This is a genomic window from Atopobium sp. oral taxon 416, from assembly GCF_018128285.1.
Lineage (GTDB): Bacteria > Actinomycetota > Coriobacteriia > Coriobacteriales > Atopobiaceae > Olsenella_L.
In genome coordinates this window covers 1,713,105-1,737,366 of the sequence record NZ_CP072380.1, presented here as the reverse complement: position 1 = coordinate 1,737,366, position 24,262 = coordinate 1,713,105, and the positions used below count along the sequence as shown (strand labels likewise).

The 24,262-nt window shown below is 56.0% G+C and carries 24 protein-coding genes; 22 read left to right on the top strand and 2 right to left on the bottom strand.

Annotated elements, in window-relative coordinates; translation table 11 throughout:
- Nucleotides 1–65: 65 nt before the first annotated feature.
- Nucleotides 66–2,795, bottom strand: a complete 2,730-nt coding sequence (gene mgtA / locus J4859_RS09160) for a magnesium-translocating P-type ATPase (protein WP_212329250.1) — start codon at nt 2,793–2,795, stop codon at nt 66–68.
- 648 nt (nt 2,796–3,443) lie between these two features.
- Between mgtA and J4859_RS09155 the strand changes: the two genes are divergently transcribed.
- The 7 genes from J4859_RS09155 to J4859_RS09125 all read left to right on the top strand — a co-directional run bounded on the left by J4859_RS09155 (nt 3,444) and on the right by J4859_RS09125 (nt 9,548).
- A complete protein-coding gene (locus J4859_RS09155; RefSeq protein ID WP_212329247.1) occupies nt 3,444–3,887 on the top strand; it encodes a hypothetical protein in 444 nt (147 codons plus the stop codon).
- 22 nt (nt 3,888–3,909) lie between these two features.
- Nucleotides 3,910–4,131 (top strand): hypothetical protein, encoded by a 222-nt coding sequence (locus J4859_RS09150; RefSeq protein ID WP_212329246.1) that lies wholly within the window; start codon nt 3,910–3,912, stop codon nt 4,129–4,131.
- Nucleotides 4,132–4,398: 267 nt separating this feature from the next.
- Nucleotides 4,399–5,451, top strand: coding sequence for an N-acetyl-gamma-glutamyl-phosphate reductase (gene argC, locus J4859_RS09145; protein WP_212329243.1), 1,053 nt, complete (start codon nt 4,399–4,401; stop codon nt 5,449–5,451).
- 160 nt (nt 5,452–5,611) lie between these two features.
- Nucleotides 5,612–6,856, top strand: coding sequence for a bifunctional glutamate N-acetyltransferase/amino-acid acetyltransferase ArgJ (argJ, locus tag J4859_RS09140; protein ID WP_212329241.1), 1,245 nt, complete (start codon nt 5,612–5,614; stop codon nt 6,854–6,856).
- Nucleotides 6,857–6,858: 2 nt separating this feature from the next.
- A complete protein-coding gene (gene argB, locus J4859_RS09135; protein WP_249113581.1) occupies nt 6,859–7,899 on the top strand; it encodes an acetylglutamate kinase in 1,041 nt (346 codons plus the stop codon).
- Between the two features lie 9 nt (nt 7,900–7,908).
- A complete protein-coding gene (locus J4859_RS09130) occupies nt 7,909–9,120 on the top strand; it encodes an aspartate aminotransferase family protein (RefSeq protein WP_212329237.1) in 1,212 nt (403 codons plus the stop codon).
- Nucleotides 9,117–9,548: an arginine repressor gene (locus J4859_RS09125; protein ID WP_212329235.1), complete on the top strand. Its 432-nt coding sequence runs from the start codon at nt 9,117–9,119 to the stop codon at nt 9,546–9,548. Before J4859_RS09130 ends, J4859_RS09125 begins: the two co-directional genes overlap by 4 nt.
- Before the next feature lie 112 nt (nt 9,549–9,660).
- Here the strand turns inward: J4859_RS09125 and J4859_RS17700 are convergent, their stop codons facing one another.
- Nucleotides 9,661–10,368, bottom strand: coding sequence for a DDE-type integrase/transposase/recombinase (locus J4859_RS17700; protein WP_212329233.1), 708 nt, complete (start codon nt 10,366–10,368; stop codon nt 9,661–9,663).
- 559 nt (nt 10,369–10,927) lie between these two features.
- On the opposite strand from J4859_RS17700, the gene J4859_RS16935 reads away from it, so the two are divergent.
- The 15 genes from J4859_RS16935 to rpe all read left to right on the top strand — a co-directional run bounded on the left by J4859_RS16935 (nt 10,928) and on the right by rpe (nt 24,262).
- The gene (locus J4859_RS16935; protein WP_256436706.1) at nt 10,928–11,050 is read left to right on the top strand and encodes a hypothetical protein; all 123 of its coding nucleotides are present in this window, start codon (nt 10,928–10,930) and stop codon (nt 11,048–11,050) included.
- 256 nt (nt 11,051–11,306) lie between these two features.
- Nucleotides 11,307–11,567: a hypothetical protein gene (locus J4859_RS09115; protein ID WP_212329231.1), complete on the top strand. Its 261-nt coding sequence runs from the start codon at nt 11,307–11,309 to the stop codon at nt 11,565–11,567.
- Nucleotides 11,568–12,163: 596 nt separating this feature from the next.
- Nucleotides 12,164–14,128, top strand: a complete 1,965-nt coding sequence (locus J4859_RS09105) for an ABC-F family ATP-binding cassette domain-containing protein (protein ID WP_212329229.1) — start codon at nt 12,164–12,166, stop codon at nt 14,126–14,128.
- A complete protein-coding gene (locus J4859_RS09100; RefSeq protein ID WP_212329227.1) occupies nt 14,125–14,412 on the top strand; it encodes a hypothetical protein in 288 nt (95 codons plus the stop codon). The genes J4859_RS09105 and J4859_RS09100 overlap by 4 nt, the downstream gene beginning before the upstream one ends.
- Nucleotides 14,413–14,425: 13 nt before the next feature.
- On the top strand, nt 14,426–15,103 hold the full coding sequence (locus J4859_RS09095; protein ID WP_249113579.1) for a site-2 protease family protein: 678 nt from the start codon (nt 14,426–14,428) through the stop codon (nt 15,101–15,103).
- A 6-nt stretch (nt 15,104–15,109) separates the two neighbouring features.
- Nucleotides 15,110–15,916 carry a ScpA family protein gene (locus J4859_RS09090; RefSeq protein WP_212329225.1) on the top strand — a complete coding sequence of 269 codons (807 nt, stop codon included), beginning with the start codon at nt 15,110–15,112 and terminating at the stop codon, nt 15,914–15,916.
- A 3-nt stretch (nt 15,917–15,919) separates the two neighbouring features.
- The gene (scpB, locus tag J4859_RS09085; protein ID WP_212329223.1) at nt 15,920–16,633 is read left to right on the top strand and encodes an SMC-Scp complex subunit ScpB; all 714 of its coding nucleotides are present in this window, start codon (nt 15,920–15,922) and stop codon (nt 16,631–16,633) included.
- The gene (locus tag J4859_RS09080; protein ID WP_212329221.1) at nt 16,620–17,417 is read left to right on the top strand and encodes a pseudouridine synthase; all 798 of its coding nucleotides are present in this window, start codon (nt 16,620–16,622) and stop codon (nt 17,415–17,417) included. Before scpB ends, J4859_RS09080 begins: the two co-directional genes overlap by 14 nt.
- Entirely contained in the window at nt 17,417–18,085 is a 669-nt protein-coding gene (locus J4859_RS09075) for a histidine phosphatase family protein (RefSeq protein ID WP_212329219.1), read from the top strand. Before J4859_RS09080 ends, J4859_RS09075 begins: the two co-directional genes overlap by 1 nt.
- Entirely contained in the window at nt 18,082–19,671 is a 1,590-nt protein-coding gene (gene cmk / locus J4859_RS09070; protein ID WP_212329217.1) for a (d)CMP kinase, read from the top strand. The genes J4859_RS09075 and cmk overlap by 4 nt, the downstream gene beginning before the upstream one ends.
- A 5-nt stretch (nt 19,672–19,676) precedes the next feature.
- Nucleotides 19,677–20,531: a 4-hydroxy-3-methylbut-2-enyl diphosphate reductase gene (ispH, locus tag J4859_RS09065; protein ID WP_212329216.1), complete on the top strand. Its 855-nt coding sequence runs from the start codon at nt 19,677–19,679 to the stop codon at nt 20,529–20,531.
- A gap of 30 nt (nt 20,532–20,561) precedes the next feature.
- Nucleotides 20,562–21,890: a ribosome biogenesis GTPase Der gene (gene der / locus J4859_RS09060; protein WP_212329215.1), complete on the top strand. Its 1,329-nt coding sequence runs from the start codon at nt 20,562–20,564 to the stop codon at nt 21,888–21,890.
- Nucleotides 21,887–22,567 carry a glycerol-3-phosphate 1-O-acyltransferase PlsY gene (plsY, locus tag J4859_RS09055; RefSeq protein WP_212329214.1) on the top strand — a complete coding sequence of 227 codons (681 nt, stop codon included), beginning with the start codon at nt 21,887–21,889 and terminating at the stop codon, nt 22,565–22,567. The genes der and plsY overlap by 4 nt, the downstream gene beginning before the upstream one ends.
- On the top strand, nt 22,564–23,577 hold the full coding sequence (locus tag J4859_RS09050; RefSeq protein ID WP_212329213.1) for an NAD(P)H-dependent glycerol-3-phosphate dehydrogenase: 1,014 nt from the start codon (nt 22,564–22,566) through the stop codon (nt 23,575–23,577). Before plsY ends, J4859_RS09050 begins: the two co-directional genes overlap by 4 nt.
- Complete coding sequence (gene rpe / locus J4859_RS09045; RefSeq protein ID WP_371812016.1) at nt 23,543–24,262, top strand: ribulose-phosphate 3-epimerase; 720 nt, start codon at nt 23,543–23,545, stop codon at nt 24,260–24,262. The genes J4859_RS09050 and rpe overlap by 35 nt, the downstream gene beginning before the upstream one ends.

Below are 24,262 nucleotides of genomic sequence, written 5' to 3'. Positions count from 1 at the left end.
GAGCCTGGGAGCTCATCAATTGCGAGAGTAGTGCCTCTTCGACTGGGGCTTAAGTCTCTTGACAATCAGAGGAAGGTCACTTCGCGCTCCGGATCCTTGTGGATATAGGCCGCTTTCGCAAAGCTTACAAGGATGAGGTAGAGGACCATGATACCCGCGACTGCCACAAGATACCAGCCGGGTAGGGGGCCGAAATCGAGTGCCTCTGCCAGATCGGAGTAGGGCAGAACCGTCCCCAAAACGGACATCCCGAAGGTTGCCCAGAGGACAGGTGGTGCGGCATGCTGACCAATAAAAGGGAGCCCCGGCTCACGCAGTGCATGGATCACCATCTCCTGTGTCCACAGCGATTCGATGAACCAACCCGCATGGAATACCGCAATAAAGAGGGCACGCTGACTGAGCGTAGCGCCAACCCACTCTGCACCGACAACCATCGGGCAGACATACCTGAATAGAAGCGCAAAAGTCACGATGTCCATCAGCGAGGAGACCGGGCCGAAGACGAACATGAAGGGGAGCAATCCCTTAGTCGTCCAGGGGCGTGGCTGCTCACAAGCTCTCTCAGAGACCGTGTCAAAGGGGATCGACACGCAGGAGATCCCGTACATCAGGTCGAGTACGAGCAACTGCAGTGGTAGCATCGGGATAAAGGGCAGGAAGATCGATGCGATCAAGACCGAGAGGATATTGCCAAAGTTGGAGCTCAGGGTGATCTTGATGTATTTCATCGTGTTCACAAAGACCTGGCGACCGAGCAGTACTCCTTCCTCCAGAATCTCGAGGTCACTCTTCAGGAGAATGATATCCGCAGCTTGCTTTGCGACGTCGACGGCGGTATTCACCGAGACGGAGACATCCGCGGCACGCATTGCGGGGGCGTCGTTGATTCCATCCCCCATAAAGGCCACTGTATGCCCTGCCTTACGGAGGGCGCGTATGACCTGTGTTTTGCCTTCCGGCGTGAGCTTTACGAAGATGTCGCATCGGTCAACCTTCTGCGTGAGCTCCTCTGCGCTCATCGACTCTACTTCGCTTCCGTCGAGTACCGTATTAGTGGGAATACCTACCTCCCGGCAGACCGCCTTGGTGACCGCTTCATTGTCTCCGGTCAGCACTTTGACCCTCAGGCCCTGCCTGACTATGCTTGCAACCGTTTCCTTAGCAAACTGTTTGGGTGGATCCAAGAAGGCGAGATAGCCGATCAGAGTCAGTTCGGATTCATCCCGCGCATTGAGTTCGCCGGCAACGCGGGGGTTGTCCTTGTAAGAGATCAGGATGACCCTAAGTCCCTGGGAGTTCAACTTTTTGACCTCGGCGAGGGTCTGCTGACGGTCCGAGCCAGTCAGCGGCGACGCCGTGCCCTGTACTTGCTTATGGGTTGAACAGGCGAGCATCTCTTCTGCGGCGCCTTTGGTGATGAGAACCCGGTGTCCGTCGGTGTGACGGACTACCACGGACATCCGACGCCGCTCAAAGTCGAAGGGGATTTCATCGACCTTCTCGTAGGCCTTGCCGATTGTCTTTATATCGAGCCGTTTTGTTGCCTCAGAGACGATTGCCTTATCCGTCAGATTTCGCATCCCGGTCTGGTAGAAGGAGTTGAGGTAGGAATAGGTAAGTACCTCATCGGATTCCTCAAGCTTCATATTTAGATGTTTCTCCAACACGATGCGATTCTCGGTCAAGGTACCGGTCTTGTCAGTCGCGAGGACGTCAGCGGATCCGAAGTCCTGGATCGCTCCCATCCGCTTCACGATGGTGCCGGCATGGCTCATGAGAATCGAGCCCCGCACCAGATTGCTCGTGACAATGACTGGCAGCATCTCCGGAGTCAGACCGACCGCTGTGGCGATAGCAAAGAGCAGGGCATCAGTCCAGCTCCCTTTGCTGAATCCGTTGATTAGAAAGACGAGTGGTACCACGGCAGCAGTTAAGCCGAGCAGCAGTTTTGAGACCGAGGCGATACCGGTGTCGAAGGCAGTCTGTGAAGATTCATCCTTTGAGAGCGATTGGGCAAGTGCCCCAAAGACCGAATCATCACCGACCGCAAAGACGACGCCCGTGCCGGAGCCGGAAACGACGGTGGTCCCGCCATAAACCACATCCGGGTAATCCAGATAGGTCTCACCCTCTCTAGATGACCCCAGCGGTGTCGCGGTCTTCTCGACCGGAGCGGACTCCCCGTTTAGCGAGCTTGTGGAGCAGAAGAGATCCTTGCTGGCGACCAGCCGCATATCCGCAGGGACCATATCTCCTGCGGCTACAGTGACCACATCGCCTGGTACGATCTCATCGGTTGGAATCTCGGTTGTCTCCCCGTTCCGGGTGACCGCCGCGGTAATCTGAATCTTGTCCAGCAGGCTCTCGACTGCATCGGAGCTGCGTGAGGACTGGACAAAGGAGATGATGGAAGACGCCACGATCATCGTGAGGATGATAATGAAGGTGCTGGGATCGCGCTGGTCGGCGGGTGCTGAGAGCACGTCCGTTACGAATGACATAACTGCCAGAATCAGAAGGACGAGATTAAATGGCGTTGCAACGGCGCGCCACAGCAGCTTCAGCTTGGAATCTTTGTGAGGCCCGGTGATCCGGTTGACCTGCCCCTTCTCGCGGAGTGCTTGTGCCTCCTCGTCGGTAAGTCCGGTGGGGCAGGAATCAAGTTTTCGATAGACGATCTGTTTGGGTTTGCGTGTCAACTCCGCTGCCGTCTGTGCTGACCTGGGAGTCTGCCGTATTAGTTTGGCGGTCCGGTTGGTGTGCCTGATGGGCGTGAGCTTCTTGCTGGCCATAATCACTCTCACTCCTTCCTTTTGAAAATCAACCTCGCATGCGTTGTCTGCGCGAGGTGATCCCCACAGGTGTTTGAAGTGGGATCCCAGATCGTTGTACGGAGAGGTTGCGTCATATGACAAGCGATGTGTCCGAACGGAAACGAAATGACATCCCTGTTTTGATAGATGGGTGCTCTACGTAGCTGAATCAGTTTATCACAGGCGAATTCTCATTGCTAGTGCAACGGCGAGGATGAAAGAATAGCAACCCGGGGTCTCTCACAATATAAAGGGGCGGATTAGTATTCTGAGTGCAACAGGATAGTCCCGCTCCACAGAGACGTGACGCGCTTCTGAAGGCTACGACATTGGTTGTCTCAATCAACGTCGAAAGCTGGAAGGAATGTGCCACTACAAGCATCGTATGCCCACAGGAGAGGAACTGCATAGTCGAGCTGCGTGTGGCACAAGGGAAGCTCCATCGGCTGCATCGCACGCAAGACAGGTAAGGACAGATCCAGCGTTTGCCACAAGATCGCGAAAAACGAGCGGCACAAACGCTTTAGCGCCTGTGCGACCCAAAAGGAGGGCAGCTGCCCGCCCACGGCAGGGAAAAGCCGAAAAGGGGGCACTCAGACTCTGCGCTCGCTCATCGTAAGACGAGCGTTGGTTCCCCAAGCAGGCAGACGACATCTCAGGCTCGAGTATGGTGTCAGCTGCGCCGTTGAGCTTCTCGACTATTCTGCAGGCAGGCCCAGGCCACCACCCTCGAGTTGCCAGGTGTGCCACCATCTGCGCAGGAAGGGGAAGCGAATCTGCAGCAAGAGGCCTAAGACCCAAGGCAAGGTCGAGATCTCACACAGCCTAAAGGATAGGCCCAAGCAGGCAGATGTAGGCTCGCACCTCGGTGACTGGGTAGACGACACGCTTATAGGAGTAGGGCCTGTATGCCTGCTTGCGCTTGCCAACAGAGCGTCCAGGCTCCTTGTCGCGAGAAGATGCCACCACGACAGCGCCGATGTCTTGAAGCTCGAGCTCGGGCATTTGCTGGGCCGTCCCCTCGAGATGCTCACTCCCGAGTGGGGCAAGCAGTTCGCAAGGTATGGCTAAGCTCACAAAGGCCCTTTGAGGCGTGCAGCTCTACTTCTGCGACCCCCACCATCTATGGCAGAAACCGACGGTTAAGAACACTGACGGTCTCATCTGCGAGTTCTTCTTGAAGGGGGCAGACTTTAGCAGGGTAGCAGACGGGGAGGTCCGACATACAGTGGGCCTGATCTGCGACAGGGCGAGGAAGGTCCTGGAATACAAGACAGCCAACGAGGTCTACAAGGGGATGGTGCGCTCAGTTTGACAATCTGCCGGTACAAAAGTCAAACGTTCCAATAGGGTTACAGCTGAGAAATCCCTGATATCACTCCAACGTATGGTTCGTTGTCTGCGTCTGCACAGCCATTGTTCTTGTAATGTCTCCGACAGATTTTAAATGTTTCGTGGAGATAAAAATCTAGCTATTTTGCCTGATTACACCGCTGGTGGCGTTTATGTGATGTATAGTCAACGCATGCATAAATTAGCATTGCATATGCTCCATATATGCATATTCAAAAGGGGATTAGACATGGGTATCGAAGTAGGCATCATTGGGGCGGGCGGCTATGCAGGCATTGAGCTCGTGCACCTCCTGTTAGGGCACCCTACCTTCACCCTCACCGCTATCGCCGACAACACTCTGACAGGTCAGCGGCTCGACGAAGTATTTCCGGCGTTCGTAGGGCAGAGCGATCTGACCTTCACTCATCGCGATGATCCGATCCTCGACACCTGTGACATGGTGTTTTTGGCGGTGCCCCACACCGCATCCTTAGCGATCACGCCGCACTTTATCGCCTCCGGTGTCACCGTGATCGACCTCTCCGCCGACTACCGCCTGCGCGACCCTAAGATCTACGAGCAGTGGTACGGTGTGCCGCATACCTCTCCTGATCTGCTTGGCCAGGCAGCCTTCGGCCTGCCCGAGATCACCGGAGATCAGCTTGCAGCTGCAGCGGACAAACATGCTGCGGGTAACTCGGTGCTCGTTGCCTGTGCGGGCTGTTATCCGACGGCAACTTCGTTATCCGCCTATCCTGCGGTTTCACAGGGATTGGCAATAGGTGATGTCTTCGTTCAAGCCATCTCAGGCGTGACTGGAGCCGGCAAGAAGCCTACGGCACGGACCCATTTTTGCAATGCGGATGAAAATGTCGAGGCCTACGGTGTCAAAGGGCACCGCCATACCCCGGAGATTGAGCAGATCCTGAATCTCCCGGGACATGTTGTCTTTATCCCGCATCTGGCACCGCTCAAGCGCGGCTTGCTCTCAACCGTCACGATCAAGCTTGCACATCCTGTTGAGTTGGATGAGGTATATGCGCTGTACACGAAGTTCTATTCACAGAGCCCGTTTGTGCATGTATTGCCCCAAGGCGTCCAGCCCAAGACCTCGAGTGTAGTTGGCACGAACAACGCCCACATAGGCCTCGAACTCATACGACGATCGGGTGTGTTGGTAGCGACATGCGTCATCGACAACCTGACGAAAGGTGCCGCGGGACAGGCCGTGCAGTGTGCCAATATCGTCTGCGGGCTTAGCCAAGACGAAGGACTCTCCCAGCAGGCCGTGCCCGTGTAGCACACCGAACACGTTTCGAAGATAATCTCTCAATATCAGCTAGCACACCTATAACCGTTACCACAGCGATGGGCGACAGATGCATAAAACTATGCCATTCATGAATAACCTGGAACTGGATTCAATACCTATTTGAAGCCTACGAAAGGACAAATTTCTTATGAATATAACGCATGTGGGACATGGGGGAGTGACGAGTGCACAGGGCTTTGCAGCTGGCGGCATCCACGCCGGACTGCGGAAGAACCCCAGACGCCTCGATCTCGCCCTGGTGGAATCTGATAGCCCGTGCACTACCGCAATGACCGCCACCAAGAACAAGTTTGCTGCAGCTCCGGTTCAGCTTGATCGTCAGGCTCTGGGAACCCCGAGTGTCGGCACTGCGCAAGCCATTCTGATCAATTCCGGTATCGCGAATGCCGCCACTGGGCAGGAGGGCCTCGAGAATGCTGCAAAGATCCGCAAGCTTACCGCTGACACGATCGGTTGTTGCGAGGACGATGTGCTTGTGGCCTCGACCGGCGTGATCGGTGAGCAGCTCAATGTGGCGCCGTTCGCAACGGGGGTGCCTAAGCTGCAGAAAACTATCTCTGCAGACCAAAAAGGTGGGCACGATGCGGCGTGCGCGATCATGACAACGGATACGCATCCCAAAGAGTTCGCGGTGAGCTATAGCGATTCAGGGCTGGACACCACAATCACCGTTGGTGGTATGGTCAAAGGCTCCGGCATGATTCAGCCGAACATGGCGACAATGATTGCCGTCATCACGACCGATCTGCCGATGTCTGAGGGTGCCGCCTACCAAGCGCTCGCCGAAGCCGTGGGCCACAGCTTTAACAAGGTCACGGTTGATTCGGATACCTCGACTAATGACACCTGCGTGCTGATGGCAAGCGGGGAGGCTTGCCCCAAGAATACGGTACCGATCGAAGCGAACTCGAAGTCATATGCACAGTTTGCCCAGGCGCTCGACCGGGTCACACAGCATCTTGCCCGGGAGATCGCCGCAGACGGGGAAGGCTCCACCAAGCTTGTCACGGTCAATGTGTACGGGGCGGCCAACGATCAGGATGCAGATAAGGCTGCGCGGGCAGTCGCAAATTCACCGCTTGTCAAAACCGCGATCGCTGGCCGCGATGCCAACTGGGGCCGTATCGCCGGAGCGCTCGGTAAGAGCGGGGCTGCATTTGACAGTTCCAAGGTCGACATCGATATGATGTCGATTCCAGTAATGCAGAGTGGTATGGCTGTCGAGTTCGATGAGGACAAGGCCGCAAAGGCTTTCGAGGACCCGGAGATCGTCCTCGATATCAACCTGCGTGCAGGATCTGCCTCCACCACGGTGTGGACGTGTGATTTGACCCACGGCTACATCACGATCAATGCGGACTATAGATCATGAGGATGGCAAGGGACATCCGCGCTTCCAAAGAGCGGCACAGCAGAGTCGGGCAGGTTCTAGCGGAAGCTCTGCCTTGGATCCGGTCTGCGACCGGTAAGACGATTGTGATCAAATACGGCGGCTCCGCAATGGTGGACGAGCAGCTGCGCGCTCAGGTGATGGCTGATGTGGTGCTCCTCAAGATCATCGGGATGAACCCTGTGATTGTGCACGGCGGTGGGAAAGCCATCTCCGAGGCGATGAAGCGGCTCAATCTGCCGGTCTCCTTCAAGGACGGCCTCAGGGTCACCGACGACGAGGCGATGGAAGTTGTGCGGGCGGTGCTCGTAGGGCAGGTCAACCAGGATCTGGTCCGCGACCTCAACCGCCACGGGAATCTGGCGGTTGGACTTTCAGGGGTCGACGGTGGCACCGTGATGACGGAACCGCTCTCGCCCGAGCTCGGACACGTCGGACGTGTAACCGCAGTCAATGCGGGACTCATTAACGATATCGTGGCGGATGCCTACATCCCAGTCATTGCCAGTATCGGTATGGGCCAAGACGGCACCTACTACAACATCAACGCCGACATCGTAGCTGGAGAGGTAGCGGCGGCGATTGGAGCCCACAAGATCGTCTTCCTGACCGATGTCGACGGCCTGTACGAGGACTTCTCTGACAAGAATTCGCTTATCTCACGTCTCACAGAGGACGAGGCGAAAGCGATGCTCACAAGTGGCAACGTCGGGAAGGGCATGATCCCGAAGGTGCGCAGCTGCATCACGGCGCTCGATGCCGGGGTGCCGCGCGCCCACATCGTAAACGGCACCATCCCCCATGTCTTACTGCTTGAGCTTTTGACTGACGAAGGTGCTGGCACAGTATTTGTGGGCGACGAGGCTGACCAGAATCTGGACCTGCATCCACTCGGGAAGTTCGCTGAGAAGCTGGTAGACAACGCCGACGACCGCACCGTGCCTTCAAGTGGAGTGGCAGCGGGCGCCTCACTCGGCGCGGATGCTCCAACGCCCACACAGCCGAAACCTGACATCAAAGAATAGGAGCGAGCGATGTCATTAGAAGAACAACAGAAGCTTGAAGACAAATATCTGATGCATACAATCAACCGACTCCCCGTTGAGTTCGTGCGAGGGTCTGGCATGCATCTGTGGGATGACAAAGGAAAACAGTACACCGATTTCCTCGGGGGGATCGCCGTGTGCAGTTTGGGGCACTGTGATCCGGATGTCGTGAAGGCGGTGCAGGATCAAGCCGCACAGCTCATGCACGTGTCGAACTACTTCTATATCGAGCATAGGGGTGAGGTAGCCAAAGAACTGAGCGACCTGCTGGATCGGGAGGCGCCCGCCGACAAGGCGACCGGATGGAGGACCTTCTTTGCCAACTCCGGCGCCGAAGCTAACGAGTGTGCGATCAAATTGGTCCGCATGCACGCACACAACACACATTCTGGTGCCACCAAGATCGTGGTCCTCAAAAACAGTTTCCATGGCCGCACGATGGAGACGCTTGCCGCCACCGCCCAGCCTGAGAAACAGGAAGCTTTTCAGCCGATGCCTGGTGGGTTTATCGTAACCCCGATCAACGATTTAGATGCTCTCCAGCATCTCTTTGACCAAGAAGGCAATCAGATTGCGGGTATGCTCGTGGAGTGCATCCAAGGAGAAAGTGGTGTTCACCCCTGCACGCCGGAGTTCCTTCAGAAAGCCGAAGAGCTTACGCACAGTGTGGGCGGACTCTTTGTGTGCGATGAGGTACAGTGTGGGATGTTCAGAACCGGCAAAGCCTTTGGTTTCCAGAACTATGGGATCGTGCCCGATGTGGTGGCGATGGCAAAGGCGATTGCCAACGGCTTTCCGATGGGTGCCTGCGCAGCGAGGGGTGAGGCAGCCAATGACTTCGGCCCGGGCGACCATGGCTCCACCTTCGGCGGCAGCAATCTCGCTATCGCTGCCTGTGCAGCAACGCTTCCCAAGCTCGCCGATCCTGCCCTTGCTAAAAATGTACAGATGACTGGTGCCTATCTGCGCGAGCAGCTTGCAAAACTGCCGGCGGTAGTCCAGGTCCGTGGTTTGGGTCTGATGGTCGGCTGTGATCTCGATGAGAAGTACAATGCCTGTGAGGTAGTGTCCAAAGCGCTCGATGAGGGGTTCGTCCTCAACGCGACCGGACCTTCGACGTTACGCTTCGTTCCGCCACTGATCTGTTCGATATCCGATATTGATGAGTTGATTGTTGCACTGGGGAAGATGCTTGTATGAGCCGAAGAAGTGAGCGCCAACGCGCCATACGTCAGTTGGTCCGCACACAACAGATACATACGCAAAACGAAATCGTGAGGAATCTAGGCGAGCTTGGCTTTGACTGCACCCAGACGACGATTTCGCGTGACATTGCCGATATGGGTCTTCTGAAATCGGATAGGGACTTTTATCAGCTACCGGAGGATAAAAAGCTCTCGCAGCTGGTCTCTAACATGGTGAAAACCGTGGAGTGCGCCAAAAACATCATCGTGGTGCATACCTACCCGGGCAGTGCCCCGGCGGTAGCCGGGGCAATCGACGCAGCAGCGCTTGACCATGTATTGGGTACGATAGCCGGAGACGACACCATCTTTATCCTGGCAAATGATGCAACTTCCGCCCGTCAAGTGGGTAGTCTGATTGATACCCTCGTGCCACAGCACTGAGCCTGTAGCACGAGGAGTGTTCGATTCGAATGTCTGGATAGAACGTCCCTATTGTTAGAACTGATTTTGCCGCACAGTCGTTGAAAACATGACCGAAGGATTTCCTCATGTACTAGAGGTGCCGCCGGTTCTGTGAAGTGTCCGAACCTGTAAGATAGGGAAAGCCTGATCCTTTCTGAACCCCTTCCCGTACAGACAGTACCATTGAAGGGCATGCAGCCTCGCAGACGATACTCCTGTACCATTGTACCGGCGTGTCACAGCTAAGCGACCGAGGGCCTGCTCCTCGCTGTACCACGCGACGAACTTCTCGGCGGTCACCCTTAAGCTCTGGCGGGTGTACTGTACTCCTCCTGCCGCAGGCATTTGCTCTTGAGTGTGCCGAGCCATCTTTGCATGAGGGCGTCGTCCCTTCATCTGACCCTTTCTGTTCAGGCTCTGCTCCACATGCATGGAGGCGAGCAGTGAATGCGTACGTATCAGAGCCAAACACACCTCTCTGCTCAAAGTTCATGATGGAGAGGGTCACGTGCTTCGTGAAGGCCTGCCTGGCGCAGGCGACAATCTCTTTGGCACGCATGGTGTCAAAGGGCTTCCAGCAGACGATGTAGCGGCTGAACCGATCGATGACGGTCGCCAAGGTAGGTGTGCCTTTCCCTGTCTGGATATAGGTGATGTTTGTGGAGCAGACCTGGTTGGGGAAGAGGACCTTCCTGCCCTTTAGCAGATACGAGACCCACCTCGACTCCCTGCTGGGTGTCGAGAGCGGGCAGCAGGGGCAGATACCTATGAGCTTTCTCAGCCTGTAAGCAGGTGGCACATGCCTCGCCCTGCTTCCCTAGGGAAACGATGATTAATTCGCCTCGATGAGGTCACTGGGGCCACACGCTGTAGGCCGCCTGTTCAAAATGTCTCGAACCACGCAGTGCCCATACCCACATAGATGCCTATCTGCCTGCGGATATGTTATAATTACAGCAACGTATTCCAGCATATCCAAAAGACAGATATGGGCAGCCAGATGAGCTTTTAGGACCTTAAATCCTAAGGTCTAGGGAGAAAGACTAAGCGAGAGGCACACCTGGAGCGAATGGATGTAATCGTTGCGTGGGACAGCTGGATTGCACTGGTAGATACCAGCTACCACGGACAGGCTCTTGTCAGGCATGTGCGCGCTGCAAAGACGAAGCTTTAGGCTGTATCCTGCTTTAGGTCATGTTTGCTCTCTTAAGACGAGGAAACTTAAGGATGCTATCCTGGATTGCTACTCCTGGCAGCGCTTCTGTGCACGCAGACCTCATGCAAGCGCAGGTGCCAGATGCGACGACACTTGCGAAGATGTGCCATAGCCTTAAAGCGAGAGGGACTCGGCAAGGCTTGTGCTTTGCACCTGGACTCAGAAGCTCGAAAAGGCAGGGATCACGGTACAAGGCGGCTCCATGGTGGATGTGACCTTCACCTGGGCCCTAAAGCTCCACGAAGGACAAGGACCATGCGCGTAACCCTTAAAGCGCACCAGTCCAAGAAAGGGAAGACCTGGCGTATCTGATACAAGGCGCATATCGGCGTGGATGCCGCAGGTGGCCTTGTGCATGGTGTGGAGACGATCGCCTAGAATGTATCCGACATATCCTGTGGCACACGCACTCGTAAGGGAGTATGACAGGTTCTGCTGCGCAGACTTTAGGCTATATAGGTATAGCGAAGCGCCCTTAAGGACGCATAAAGACCCACACCTCTCATCTATGCGCTAAAGCGTTGCTAAGAAAGCCTTCGACTAGAGAGGGCCTTGCCTGTGTGCTCTTCTCCGAGAAGGGTATCGAGTCCAGGAAGGCATCCAGCCGCTTAAAGGTAGAGCATCCCTTCCTCATCGTGAAGCGGCGCTTCGACCCCTTAAGGAAGCGCTACAGGAGGATAGAGAAGATGCCTGCACACTCAAGTCTTTCTCGCCCTTGCAAACCTTACCCATGTGTATCTTCTGCCGGCAGGCTGCACCTCCCGGCTCTCAGCGTCGCTTGATCCGTCTTGGAGCCTTCTTGCGGTGCATGGGGCAGGACAGATGACAGGATGGCGGCTCCTGTACGTGCTGGATGAGCAACCTTTTCTGCCTTTCCCGCATTCCGGCCGCGAAAAGTCGTGTGGTCGGTCCCCTCTAACACGTTATGGGGCATTAATCATCGTTTCCCTAGGGAGCAGCGATGGTCCTTGACCGGACAATGTGTCTCTCCCGAATACGCTTGAATACCGTGATTGCTGCGGACAGAGACCCCGCTCAGACGAATAGGCGACAGCCGGATTATCAACGCACTGCAAGAGGGGATTTAGCGTGGTTATATATGTTGTGTTCAGATGGGTATTCTATACTCAATCTGTATGTATAAACCAGAAATGAGAGGACGAGTCATGGCTGAGGAGGCAAAGGACCCGAAGAAACTCTTCAATATGTATGTAGCGCACGTGGGCATCAACGCTTCGACCGACGAAGAAGTAGAGTCCATTATGAGGATTCACGCGTGAAGAATCCGGACGGCTCGACCTTCTTGGTATATTTCAAACATGAGATTGCAGGCTTTGCAATCCACCTGACTGTTCAGAAGTAGTGGGAGTTTTTATCTTTGATTGTACTTGCAGATAAGATAACGAAATCATTTGGCAGCCGCGTCCTCTACGCGGCTGCTACCTTGCAGCTCAACGCAGGGGAGCGCTGGGCTCTCGTTGGCCCCAACGGAGCGGGTAAGACGACCTTTTTGCATATTCTGATGGGTCTGGAGACCCCTGATGAGGGGACCGTGTCCTTTGCAAAAGGTACCACCATCGGCTACCTGGAGCAGGAGACGGAGATCTCGGGAGACAAGACAGCACTACAGGAGGTTATCGACTCCGCCAAAGAGGTCAAGCACTGGGAGAGAAAAGTCCACGAACTTGAGAACAAGATCTCGGTGACACCCGAAGGCGACGCGCTCAACCATCTGCTTGAGGACTATGCGCACGCCCAGGAGCGCTTTGAGACGTTCGGCGGCTACGAGCTGGATTCCCGTGCCCGCCAGATCCTCACTGGTCTCGGATTCCCGGTTGAGGATCTCGATAAACCTGCAAAAGATTTCTCCGGTGGCTGGCAGATGCGCATTGTGCTCTCGAAGCTGTTGCTGAGGAATCCGGATCTGTTGCTGCTCGACGAGCCGACCAACCATCTGGACTTGGAAAGCGTCCAGTGGTTTGAAAAGTTCCTCACCTCCTACAAGGGTGCTGTCCTGATTGTCTCACACGATCGTGCCTTTATGGATGCCTGTGTCTCTCATGTAGCCGCTATCGAAAACCGATGTATTACCACCTACGTGGGCAACTACAAGAGCTACCTCAAGCAGCGTGAGGATAACCTGGAGCAGATGCGCGCCAAGCGTGCTGCTCAGGAACGTGAAATTGCACACATGCAGGTCTTTGTGGACAAGTTCCGCTATAAGCCGAAGAAGGCTGCCCAGGCGCAGGAACGCATGAAGCGTATCGAGCAGATCAAAAAGGAGCTCGTGATCCTGCCTGAAGGCACCAAACACGTACACTTCAAGTTCCCGGATCCTCCCAGGACCGGGGATGAAGTGGTCTCGCTCAAGGAGGTCTCCAAGTCCTTTGGGGACAACCATGTGTACAAAGATGTGAATCTCTCCTTCTACCGGGGAGATCATGTCGCGCTGGTGGGTCCCAACGGCGCCGGTAAGTCAACGATGATAAAGTTGATCTGTGGGATCTTCAAGCCTGACACTGGAACCATCACGTTGGGGCAAAATGTCACTCGCGCCTATTATGCGCAGCACCAGCTGGAAGAGCTGCACTCCGGCAACACCGTGATGCAGGAGATCGACTCGGCTGCCCCGGGTTGGACGAGCTCGCAGGAGCGCAAGCTCTTGGGTGCCTTCCTCTTCCACGGGGACGATGTGGACAAGCGGGTCTCAGTCCTCTCCGGCGGCGAGAAGGCACGACTTGCACTTGCCAAGATGCTTGTCGAGCCGGCGCCACTCTTGCTCTTCGATGAGCCGACCAACCACTTGGATATCGACTCGGTCGATATCCTGGAGGATGCCCTCAAGGATTTCCCGGGCACGATCATCCTGATCAGCCACGATGAGCACCTGGTGCGCACCATCGCAAACAAGGTTGTGGATATCCGTGACCACAAGGTGACGCTCTACGATGGGGACTACGAGTACTACCAGTGGAAGCGCACTGAGCTGGAAGCCCAGGCGCAGGGTGACAGTAACAAAATCCCTGCTTCTGAGAAGAAACAGGCGCCGAAAGTCGAGAAGATCAAGGAGCAGAAACGTGCGGAGGCCGGAGCCCGCCATCAGCGTCAGAAAGCGTTGCGCAAGGACAAGAAGCGGCTCGCGGAGATTGAAGCCGCGCTCGATCCGGCGCATGAGCGCTACGACGAGCTGATGAAGCAGATGGCGGACGAGAAGCTCTACAACGACACCGACAAATTCAATCAGTGCATGCAGGAGTACCAGGCACTGAGCAAAAAGATCCCAAAGCTCGAAGATGAGTGGCTGGACCTTTCGACCAAAATTGAGGAAGCTAGCAAAGCATGAATAACAGGCAGATGATGTTCATTCTCTCCCGGGTAGCTTTTTGGCTGGGCATTACCTGGTTTGTGATGGTCGTGATCGTAGCTGTCTACAGCGGTACCTCACGTCTTGTGATCGTCAACCTCACCGATGCCCTGTCACATCTCCTGATTCCCGCCCTAAGGGGTATGCTGGTATACCCGTTGCCGTTTGGGGGTAGTCTGCGCGGTGACTTCATTATCGCTGGGGTAATCCTGATGATTATCAGTAAACTATTGAGCTACTATGCCGATCGTGCCCAAGCCTGAGGAAGGATAGGACTTGTACACTTCGTTTTCTTTATTGACTCTGATCAGCGCCGTCATTGAGGTGGCGCTTTTGATGTTCTCTGCAATCGTGCACGAGGTTGCCCATGCATGGACCGCAGATAAACTGGGCGACCCGACCGCACGGGAAGCGGGGAGACTCACGCTCAATCCGCTTAAGCACATCGATCCCTTTGGCTCGATCATCCTGCCGCTGATCATGGTGGTGCTGCGTGGCCCGGTCTTCGCTTACGCAAAGCCGGTCCCGTACAGTCCCTACCGGCTGCGCAATCCCGGCCGTGATGACGCGCTTGTCGCGGCAGCGGGCCCGATCTCGAACATGATCCAAGCGCTCGTCGGTGCCCTGACCTTTCGCATCATCGATGCGAATGTGGTGTTTACCGGCTACACCGGCTGGTTCTGGGTGCTCTATGTCCTTTCCGCCTATGTGGAGGTCAACCTGAGCTTGGCCTTCTTCAATATTCTGCCGTTGCCTCCGCTGGACGGCTCAAAGCTGATCCTGCCGCTGCTGCACGGTGAGGCCCGTGACCGCTATTACCAGATCCAGGCTTATGCGCTGCCGATCCTCTTTATCCTGCTCTACCTGTTGCCGATCATCTTCCATGTGGACCCCTTGGGCATCTACCTCAACTTCACTGTCGACAACCTCTCGAACTTGCTCTTAGGGGCCTGATCGAGCATGCCATCGTATCGTGTCCACACGCAGGGGTATACTGGCCCGTTTGACCTGTTGCTGCAGCTTGTCACCCGTAAGCGTATCGCAATTGGCTCGATCTCGATCGCCGAGGTGACCGACCAGTACCTCGAAGAGATCAACCGCATGCAGGATCTTGACTTGGAAGTCGCGAGCGACTTCGTGCTCGTGGCTTCTATGTTGCTGGCAATCAAAGCGGCCTCACTGGTCCCAGATGAATCGGTGGAGGAGGATTCCGGAGACGACGAGGACGCCGAGTTTTCGAACATGACGACCGAGGAAGCTCGGGAAGTCCTGATTCAGCGACTGATCGTCTACAGACAGTACCGCAATGCTGCAGCGGCACTGGGGAGCCGGATGGAGTCCACCTCACAGATGATCCCGAGAACGGTGGGCCCGGACCCTGAATTCCTGAACCTGATGCCCGACTATACGAGGGGGATCACAATCACCTCACTTGCTGTGATCTGTGCAGATCTGCTCTCACACCGCCAGCACTTCCTGCTGGAGGCAGAGCATATCGCTTTGAAGCGAGTTCCCCTTGCTCTCGTTATGGCCTCCGTCGACCGTTTCACCGCCTCCCGTGGAAAGTGCACCTTCGAGGAGGCGCTGCAGGGGAGCAAAGATCCTGAGCATGTGGTGGCAGCCTTTCTGGCGATGCTGACCCTCTGCCACCGGGGATCGCTTCAGATACACCAACAGGAGAACTTTGCTCCGATCGAAATTGTCCGGGTCCAAGGGGCACCGGCGTATAATCCCGATGAGGGCTTAGACGAATATGGGGAGGATTAAGCAGTGAGCGATTTGGAAGTATCGGATTCAGGATCGCTGAAAGGTGCGCTCGAAGCGCTGCTCTTAGTCTCCTCGGATGCGGTGTCCGCGATAGAGTTAGCTAAGGTGACCGGAGCCCGACCGGGCGAGGTCGAAGAAGCCTTAGCAGATTTGTCTGCGGAGTATGCAGACAAGAACCGTGGTATACAGCTGCGTGAGGTTGCAGGCGGCTGGCGTCTCTTTACCCACCCGGCCTACCACGATCTTGTTGAGTCCTACGTCCTTTCCTGGGATACAAGGAAGCTCTCGCAGGCAGCTTTGGAGACCCTGTCGGTCATTGCCTACCAGCAGCCTGTCACCCGTGAAGGGGTCAAGGCGGTGCGCGGTGTCAACTCCGAGGGCGTGATCAATTCCTTGATTGAAAAAGGCCTGATTAAATCCCTTGGTCGCGACCCTCAGCAGGGCAACGCAATCACCTATGGGACGACGAAAGCGTTCCTGGAGCAGTTTGGGCTCCGCAGCCTCAAAGACCTGCCCGACCTGGAAGACTTTGCCCCGGATGAGGAGTCAAAGAGATACATCCGTGAGCGGCTCTCTGATGTGCCCTTATCCACTTCGCCTGAAGAAGCTGACGAGGATATGGAAGAGGAAGATGAGCTCTTAGATACCGGATCCGACCTCCTTTTCAATTCAGCGGATGACCAAGAGACTACAGAGGGGGAGCATGGCGGAGAATAATAAGCTGTATCCCCTGCGCCTCCAGAAGTTCTTAGCTCGCGCCGGTGTTGCCTCCCGCAGAGGCTCTGAGAATCTGATGACCGCAGGGCGGGTTACCGTCAACGGCAAGGTTATCACAGAACTCGGGTCGAAGGTGGATCCGACTGAAGATGTGGTGTGCGTCGACGGACACCAGGTAAAGATGGCAACGCATGCAGCCTACCTGATGCTCAATAAACCGGCAGGGTATCTGACCACGATGGCAGACCCCCAGGGGCGGCCCTGTGTGGCCAGCCTGGTACCCACTGACAGATATCCCGGTATTTTTCCAGTGGGCAGACTCGACAAAGACACCACAGGCCTTCTGCTCTTCACCACGAATGGCAATGCCTCACAGCAGCTTCTACACCCCTCAAAGCACGTGTGGAAGCACTACGTGGCAGTCATTGAAGGTAGGTTAACGCCTAAAAATATCGAGAAGCTCAAAGCGGGTGTTATGCTTGCGGATGGAAAAGCACAGCCTGCTGAAGTCGATTTCCCCAAAGAGGGAAGCGCCTCCTATGAGGCGCTCGCCCCGTTTGGATTACGGATCGGCCAAAGCGTCGTGGGACTTACCATCCACGAGGGGAGAAAGCACCAGGTGAAACGGATGCTGCGTGTGGTGGGGCACGATGTGGTCAAGCTGCACCGTGATTCCTTTGGGCCGTTGCATCTGACCAATGTCGAGATGGGACACTGGAGGATGCTGACCGCATCGGAGCAGCAGCAGCTTGAGTACGAGATTGATGAGAGGATGAGAGGATAATGGCGGACTTGCAACGCATCTTAGTCATGCGCCATCCCCAGACGACGGCAAATGTGAATCAGACGCTTTCCGGGAGGCGCAATGTCGGTCTCTCCGAAAAGGGGGAAGAACAGGCTAAGCGTGCCATTGAGGCACTTGTGATCTGGAAGCCCGACCGGATCCGCTGTTCTCCATTGAAGCGCTGCACTGCCTTGGCCTTTGAGGCTAGCAGACGGTTGGGCATTGAAGCCACTGTTGAAAACCGTCTGATCGAGATGGACTTCGGCGCCGCTGAAGGACTCTCCGCCCAAGATGCCGCTAAGCACGGTTGGAAGTTCCCCTGGCCTGTGGATGAGAACGGACACTCGATTGTCGCTCCCGGCGGTGAGAGCTACGAGCACGCCTTAGCACGAATCCAAAGCCTGCTGGAGGATATGAAGTCCTATCGCGGACGTACCGCCCTCGTGACCCACGGCGGTATCTCCAGAAGCATCCTGCGCGCCGTCTACAAGATCCCAGCCCAGACCTTTTGGCGGATTCAAATTTCCAATGCCTGCTCGTTTGTGCTTTCCTGGGATGGCAAGCGCTACTATTTAGCTGCGCTCGGCCTCACACCGGAAGAGGTTATCCGCCGCACGAAAGAGAACGTGGTTAAAGATCTGGACAACTGGGACGGAGACGCAAAATGAAGGTTGCAATCGATGGGCCGGCAAGCTCGGGCAAGTCGACGGTCGCGAAGGCCCTTGCGCGCCGTCTCGGCTTCACCTATCTGGATACCGGCGCCATGTATCGCGCCTGTGCGTTGCGCTGTGAGCGCCACCATATCGACTTCTCCGATCTTGATGCACTCACAGAGTGCGTCAAGGATATTCAGATCACATTCGGACCGTTTACCGATAAGACTCAGGTCTTTCTCGATGGAGAAGATGTCTCCGACGCGATCCACACCGCCCAGGTCGACAAGGATGTCTCGGTCGTCTCTGGCATTCAGGCGATCCGCGATCAGATGGTGGCCCTCCAGCGGAAACTGGGCTCTGAGGGCAACGTTGTCGTTGAAGGTCGCGACATCGGCTCCGTCGTCTTTCCGGATGCGGAAGTCAAAGTCTTCCTGATTGCAACCGCAGATGCTCGCGCCCACCGCCGGGCAGTCGAGCGTGCCGGCGGGGATACTGCGACGGGCAAAACCGCGCAGGTCAACCCTGATGAGGAGCAGGCGATCTTGAAAGACATCGAGCGCAGAGACAAAGTGGATTCCTCCCGCGCCTCCTTCAAACTGGAGCCGGCGCCGGGCGCTGTCACGATCGATTCCTCTGACTTGAGTGTCGAACAGGTCGTCGATCAGATTGAGGAGCTCGTAAAAAAGGCTCAAACAGTTTCAAAGCCTGCAACCGAGAGGGAAGCCGAAACAGTATCTCAGCCTTCATCGAATACGAAGCCTCAGGCCTCGAAGCCCTCCTCAGCGGAGAAAAAGCCTGAGACCTCTTCGAAACCAGCTCCGATAAGGAGGGCGAAGCGTGACACAAGGTCCACGTTTGAGCCGATGAAGTCCTTTGGCCACTACAAGATCAAGGATTACTACGATCATGGGATGAAAGAGTTCCCGCTCGGTTCCCGGGCCTTCTTAGCAATCTCTGAGAATGCGACCTGGCTTTACACCAAGATCGTGTTTCCGTGGAAGGTGGAGCAGGCCGAGAAGTTCTGGAAGGGCTGGAAGCCCGGTTCTACCGGTCGTGTACTGGTGATGAACCACGTGTCAATGCTCGACCCGGTCATCCTCTCGATGCTGCTCTACCACCACGGGATCCGTATCCACCCGATCTCAAAGAGTGAATTCGATAAGAACAGATTCGTCTCTTGGGCCTTCTCCCGCTATGGCTGCATCCCGGTGCACCGTGGCACTGCAGACCTCAAAGCGATCCGCCATGCCCGTGACGCCTTAAAGAAAGGCGATTGGATCCTGGTCTTTCCGGAAGGGACCCGCATCAAATCCGACGATCAACCGGTCACGATCCACGGTGGGTTTGCGCTGATGGCGCAGCTCGCCAATGCGACGGTACAGCCGGTCGCAATCGTCGGTGCCCGCGATATAACCCCGAAAGGTACGCATTTTCCACGGCCAAGAAGGGTATTTTTAAAGGTAGGGGACGAAATTCACTTCGAGGATTTAGGCATCGAAAAAAAGCATGACCAAGTCGACGCAATGGAGAAATTGGCGATGGACAAGGTATATGAGCTCCGTGCCGAGCTCAGGAAAGAGCACCCGGGGAAGATGTAGGGGATATGGCGACAATCAGCATTGCACAGGAAGCAGGGATGTGCTTCGGGGTGGCGCGAGCCTTGAAGATGGTACGCAAAGCCGCGGCAGCCGCTGATGGTCCGATTGCGACGCTGGGACCGCTGATCCACAACCCACAGGTCGTCGACGACTTGGCCCGTCAGGGTGTCTCGGTCGCCACCGATCCCAGGCAGCCTCAAGGCACTACCCTTGTGATCCGCGCGCACGGCGTGGGTCCCGACACGCTCAAAGAGGCCCAGGAGGCCGGTGTCAAGGTCGTTGATGCAACCTGCCCCTATGTCACAAAAGTGCATCACATCGCGGGGCAGCTCTCCCATGGAGGCTACACGGTGCTTGTTGTCGGTGAGCGCGGACACGCTGAAGTTGAAGGCACAATCGCCCATGCCTCGGGCGCTCAGGTCGTCAACAGCGCGCAGGACGTGCAGGCCTTGGCCCACTCAGGAGAGTTGGGCCGCAAAGTGGGTGTCGTGGTGCAAACTACCCAGACCGTCGAGAAGCTGACTGAGGTCACTGCGGAGCTTTTGCGCCACTGTATAGAGCTGAGGATCTACAATACGATCTGTGAAGCCACCTCAAAGCGGCAACAGGCTGCGGCCGACCTTGCCAAGAAATCAGATGTGATGATCGTGATCGGTGGCAGAAACTCGGCAAATACTACCCATCTGGCAGAAATATGTGCGAATTTCTGTCCCAAAACGTATCATATTGAGCAAGCAGGCGAGCTTCAATCGACCTGGTTTGCTGGTGCGGATCGCATCGGTATCACCGCAGGTGCCTCCACACCACCAGAGCAGATTCAATCAGTCTGCGATGCTATCGAAACTGTAACTGCCCCGTAAACGTATCGTCTCGCCAGCAAGGAGTTAGCTATGCCACTGCCCATGGTTGCTATCGTTGGCCGACCGAATGTTGGGAAGTCAACGCTCGTAAATCGCCTCAGCCAAACCAAAGATGCTATCGTCCACGAGTCCCGCGGTGTAACCCGCGATCGCTCCTATCACTTCTGCGATTGGAACGGCCGTCAATTTACGCTGATCGACACCGGCGGCGTAGAGGTACAGAAGAGTGGCAACGTCTTTGCGTCTTCAATCCGTGAGCAGGTCATAGCGGCATGCAAGGAGGCCCAGGTTATCATCTTCCTTGTTGACGCTACGTGCTCCGTTTCCGAAGAAGACGAGGAAGTTGCGCGCATCGTGCGCAGATCCCCCAAACCGATTTTCCTCGTTGCCAACAAATGTGACAATCCCGCCCGTGAGCCCGACCTGTGGGAATTTGACGCCCTCGGAGTCGGACAAGCCCGCGCGATCTCCGCAAATCACGGCTATGGTACCGGGGACCTGTTGGACGATATTGTGGCAGTGTTGCCGGCAGAGATGACTGGAAACGATGAGGACGATGTGGATACCCTCAACATCGCCGTTGTCGGCCGCCCGAATGTGGGCAAGTCCTCGCTGACCAACGATCTTCTGGGCAAGAGGCGCTCGATCGTCTCCGATGTGGCAGGCACTACCCGTGATGCAATCGACACCGTCTTTGAGCGCGATGGGCAGCTCTACCGCTTGGTCGATACCGCCGGCATACGCAAGAAGAACACCGTGCATGAAGACATCGAGTACTATTCGATGATCCGTGGCCTTGAAGCGATGGACCGCGCCGACGTGGTCTTGCTGGTGATTGACTCCGTTGACGGCGTGACTGAACAGGATCAGAAGATCGCAGAGATGGCGATCGACCGTGGTTGTGGCATGGTTATCCTGCTCAACAAGTGGGATCTCGTCCGTGACAGCCAGGCACGTCAGGAAGTGACCCGAAGCGTCCAGAAGCGGCTCTCTTTTGCCCAGTGGGCAGAGACCCTGCGCATCTCCGCAAAGACGGGGCGCGGCGTCGATAAGGTGCTGGACTTAGCAAACAAGGCTGCCCGTGCCCGTGACATCACGATCTCAACGGCCCATCTGAATCGGGCCATGATAGAGATCCGCAAGAGCGGCTATACTGTCGTAAAGAAGAATAAGCGGCTCAAGGTCAATTACATCACCCAGACCGGGCATCGGCCTCCAGTGTTCACGATCTTCTGCAACATGCCTGAACTTGTCTCCGATAACTATCGGCGCTTCATTGAAAACAGATTGAGGGGAGCGTTCGATCTGAAGGGGACGCCGATACGTCTGCGTTTTCGGAGAAAGGATATGCGTTTATGACAGGGAAGATGGTTCTGTGGCTCCTACTTAGCTGCGTGGTTACCTACTTTGTGTGCGGCATCCCGTTTGGGTTGATCGTCGGCTCCAAAGAGGGCCATATCGATATCCGCCGCGTCGGCTCTGGCAACATCGGGACTACCAATGTGGCCCGCTCAGTCGGTGCCAAAGCTGCCGGCTTGACACTGCTCCTCGATGCGCTGAAAGGATTTCTCTCCACACTGATTTGGTCGCATGTTTTTGCCAATGTCCTCTTTATGGGGAACTTTGAGCGCATGGCCCCAACCGCGGATTTCGGATGGATGCCCTCGATCATTTTCCTGTTTGCAATCATCGGTCACGTCTTCTCCCCGTATCTAAAATTCAAGGGCGGCAAAGGCATTGCGGTTGGCTTCGGTGCGGCGTTGGGCTATATCCCTGCTGTGGCAATGGGATTGTTACTCGTCTTCTTGGTGGGTGCCGTCCCTTCGCGCTATGTTTCGGTCGGTTCTATCTCCACCGCGATCTCGCTTCCGATCTGGGCGGCGATCTTCGGTTATGCTCCCACGACGATCTACCCCTTGATCATCATCACCCTGATCGTTGTCTGGGCGCACCGGGAGAACATCAAAAAGCTTGCCCACCATCAGGAGAAGCATTTCTCGTTCCACCACTCAGGCGACAAGGATAAGAACGCATGAAGGTAGCGGTTATAGGCCTAGGATCATGGGGCACTGCAGTCACCGGACTCGTAGCGCCCCATGTGGATTGTGTCGGAGCTTGGGCGCACTCTGGAGAGGTTGCCCAGGGGGTCAACGAAACCCACCACAACCCCCGCTATCTGAAGGATTATCGGATGGCAGACACCGTCGAGGCGACCACCTCACTCAAAGAGGCAATTGAGGGCGCGGAGGCGGTTTTCTTGGTAGTACCCTCACCCAATCTAGCGCAGGTCTCAGCTGAGCTCGCACCATATATCTCTGCGACAACCCCCATCCTGGTCCTCACCAAGGGCATCGAAGATGTCACAGGTTGCCTCATGACCCAGGTGGTTGGAGACGCCGTCGGAAACCCCGAGCGCATCGCTTGTCTCTCCGGTCCGAACCACGCCGAGGAGATCTGCCAGGGGAAAATCTCTGCAGCGGTTGTGGCGGCTCCGACGATGGAGCTCGCCTCTAAGTTGCAGCAGTTGGTCTTGAGCCCTACCTTCAGGGTCTATGTCACCCAGGATATGACCGGTGTCGAGGTCTGCGGGGCGGTCAAGAACATTATCGCAATCGCCTGCGGTGCAGCTGCTAAACTGGACGTCGGCGACAATGCGATCGCCGTCCTGATGACCCGCGGGCTCGCAGAGATCAGCCGTATCGTTGTTGCCTTGGGTGGGGATGCAATGACCTGCATGGGCCTTGCTGGTATGGGTGACCTCATCGCCACCTGTACCTCACGGTATTCCCGCAACCGCAGCTACGGGCAGGCACTCGTCTCAGGTATTGGCCTGAAGGAGTACGAGCAGAAGACCCACATGGTCGTCGAGGGGGCGCACGCCGCCCGCTCGGTCTATGATGTGTGTTGTGAAAAGGGTATCGAGGCGCCTATTACGAGTGCCGTTCACGCTATCCTATATGAGCACTCCTCAGTTGACGGTGCGATCAACACCCTGTTGGGGAGAAGCCCCCATGTGGAGTTCTACGGAATCAGAACAAGAGAATAGAGAAGCGATGTTGGATCATATCGGGATTGCACCCTCCATCTTGTCGGCAGACATGGCAAAGCTGGGTGAGGAGATCGACTCTATCAAGACTGCTGACTACGTCCACTTCGACGTGATGGACGGTGAGTTTGTCCCACAACTCTCCTTTGGGCATCCGGTGCTCAAAGCCGTCAAGAAGATGACCGACGTACCCATCGATGTCCACCTGATGGTCGAGAACCCCGATGAGACGGTCGCTTCCTATCTCGAGGCCGGTGCGAACATTGTGACCTTCCATGTGGAAGCTGCCACCCACGCCCACCGCATCATTCAGCAGATCCACACGGCCCAGGCTTTGGCAGGTGTCGCGCTCAATCCTGGCACGTCAATCTATGAACTCGATTCGCTCGTTGACTGTGCCGATGTCATTCTTGTTATGACCGTGGACCCGGGATTTGGAGGACAAAGTTACCTCCCTTCGAGCGCCGACAAGATCAAAGCGGTGCGGGAGCTCTGCCGCAAACACCACGCGAACCCGACCATAGAGGTCGATGGCGGCATCAACAACGACACCGCCGCAACCGTCGCCCGGGCAGGGGCACGGCTTCTGGTCGCTGGCTCCGGAGTCTTCAAGTGCCCTGACCGCGCTAAGGCGATCAGACAGCTGAAGGATGCCGCGCGCTTGGGGTTATCTGAACAAGCATAA

What these genes read in the sequence shown, in the direction of transcription:
- mgtA (WP_212329250.1), bottom strand. Translation starts at nt 2,795, where the DNA reads ATGGCCAGCAAGAAGCTCACGCCCATCAGGCACACCAACCGGACCGCC.
- argC (WP_212329243.1), top strand. Translation starts at nt 4,399, where the DNA reads ATGGGTATCGAAGTAGGCATCATTGGGGCGGGCGGCTATGCAGGCATT.
- argJ (WP_212329241.1), top strand. Translation starts at nt 5,612, where the DNA reads ATGAATATAACGCATGTGGGACATGGGGGAGTGACGAGTGCACAGGGC.
- argB (WP_249113581.1), top strand. Translation starts at nt 6,859, where the DNA reads ATGGCAAGGGACATCCGCGCTTCCAAAGAGCGGCACAGCAGAGTCGGG.
- J4859_RS09130 (WP_212329237.1), top strand. Translation starts at nt 7,909, where the DNA reads ATGTCATTAGAAGAACAACAGAAGCTTGAAGACAAATATCTGATGCAT.
- J4859_RS09125 (WP_212329235.1), top strand. Translation starts at nt 9,117, where the DNA reads ATGAGCCGAAGAAGTGAGCGCCAACGCGCCATACGTCAGTTGGTCCGC.
- J4859_RS09100 (WP_212329227.1), top strand. Translation starts at nt 14,125, where the DNA reads ATGAATAACAGGCAGATGATGTTCATTCTCTCCCGGGTAGCTTTTTGG.
- J4859_RS09090 (WP_212329225.1), top strand. Translation starts at nt 15,110, where the DNA reads ATGCCATCGTATCGTGTCCACACGCAGGGGTATACTGGCCCGTTTGAC.
- J4859_RS09080 (WP_212329221.1), top strand. Translation starts at nt 16,620, where the DNA reads ATGGCGGAGAATAATAAGCTGTATCCCCTGCGCCTCCAGAAGTTCTTA.
- J4859_RS09075 (WP_212329219.1), top strand. Translation starts at nt 17,417, where the DNA reads ATGGCGGACTTGCAACGCATCTTAGTCATGCGCCATCCCCAGACGACG.
- cmk (WP_212329217.1), top strand. Translation starts at nt 18,082, where the DNA reads ATGAAGGTTGCAATCGATGGGCCGGCAAGCTCGGGCAAGTCGACGGTC.
- ispH (WP_212329216.1), top strand. Translation starts at nt 19,677, where the DNA reads ATGGCGACAATCAGCATTGCACAGGAAGCAGGGATGTGCTTCGGGGTG.
- der (WP_212329215.1), top strand. Translation starts at nt 20,562, where the DNA reads ATGCCACTGCCCATGGTTGCTATCGTTGGCCGACCGAATGTTGGGAAG.
- plsY (WP_212329214.1), top strand. Translation starts at nt 21,887, where the DNA reads ATGACAGGGAAGATGGTTCTGTGGCTCCTACTTAGCTGCGTGGTTACC.
- J4859_RS09050 (WP_212329213.1), top strand. Translation starts at nt 22,564, where the DNA reads ATGAAGGTAGCGGTTATAGGCCTAGGATCATGGGGCACTGCAGTCACC.
- rpe (WP_371812016.1), top strand. Translation starts at nt 23,543, where the DNA reads ATGTGGAGTTCTACGGAATCAGAACAAGAGAATAGAGAAGCGATGTTG.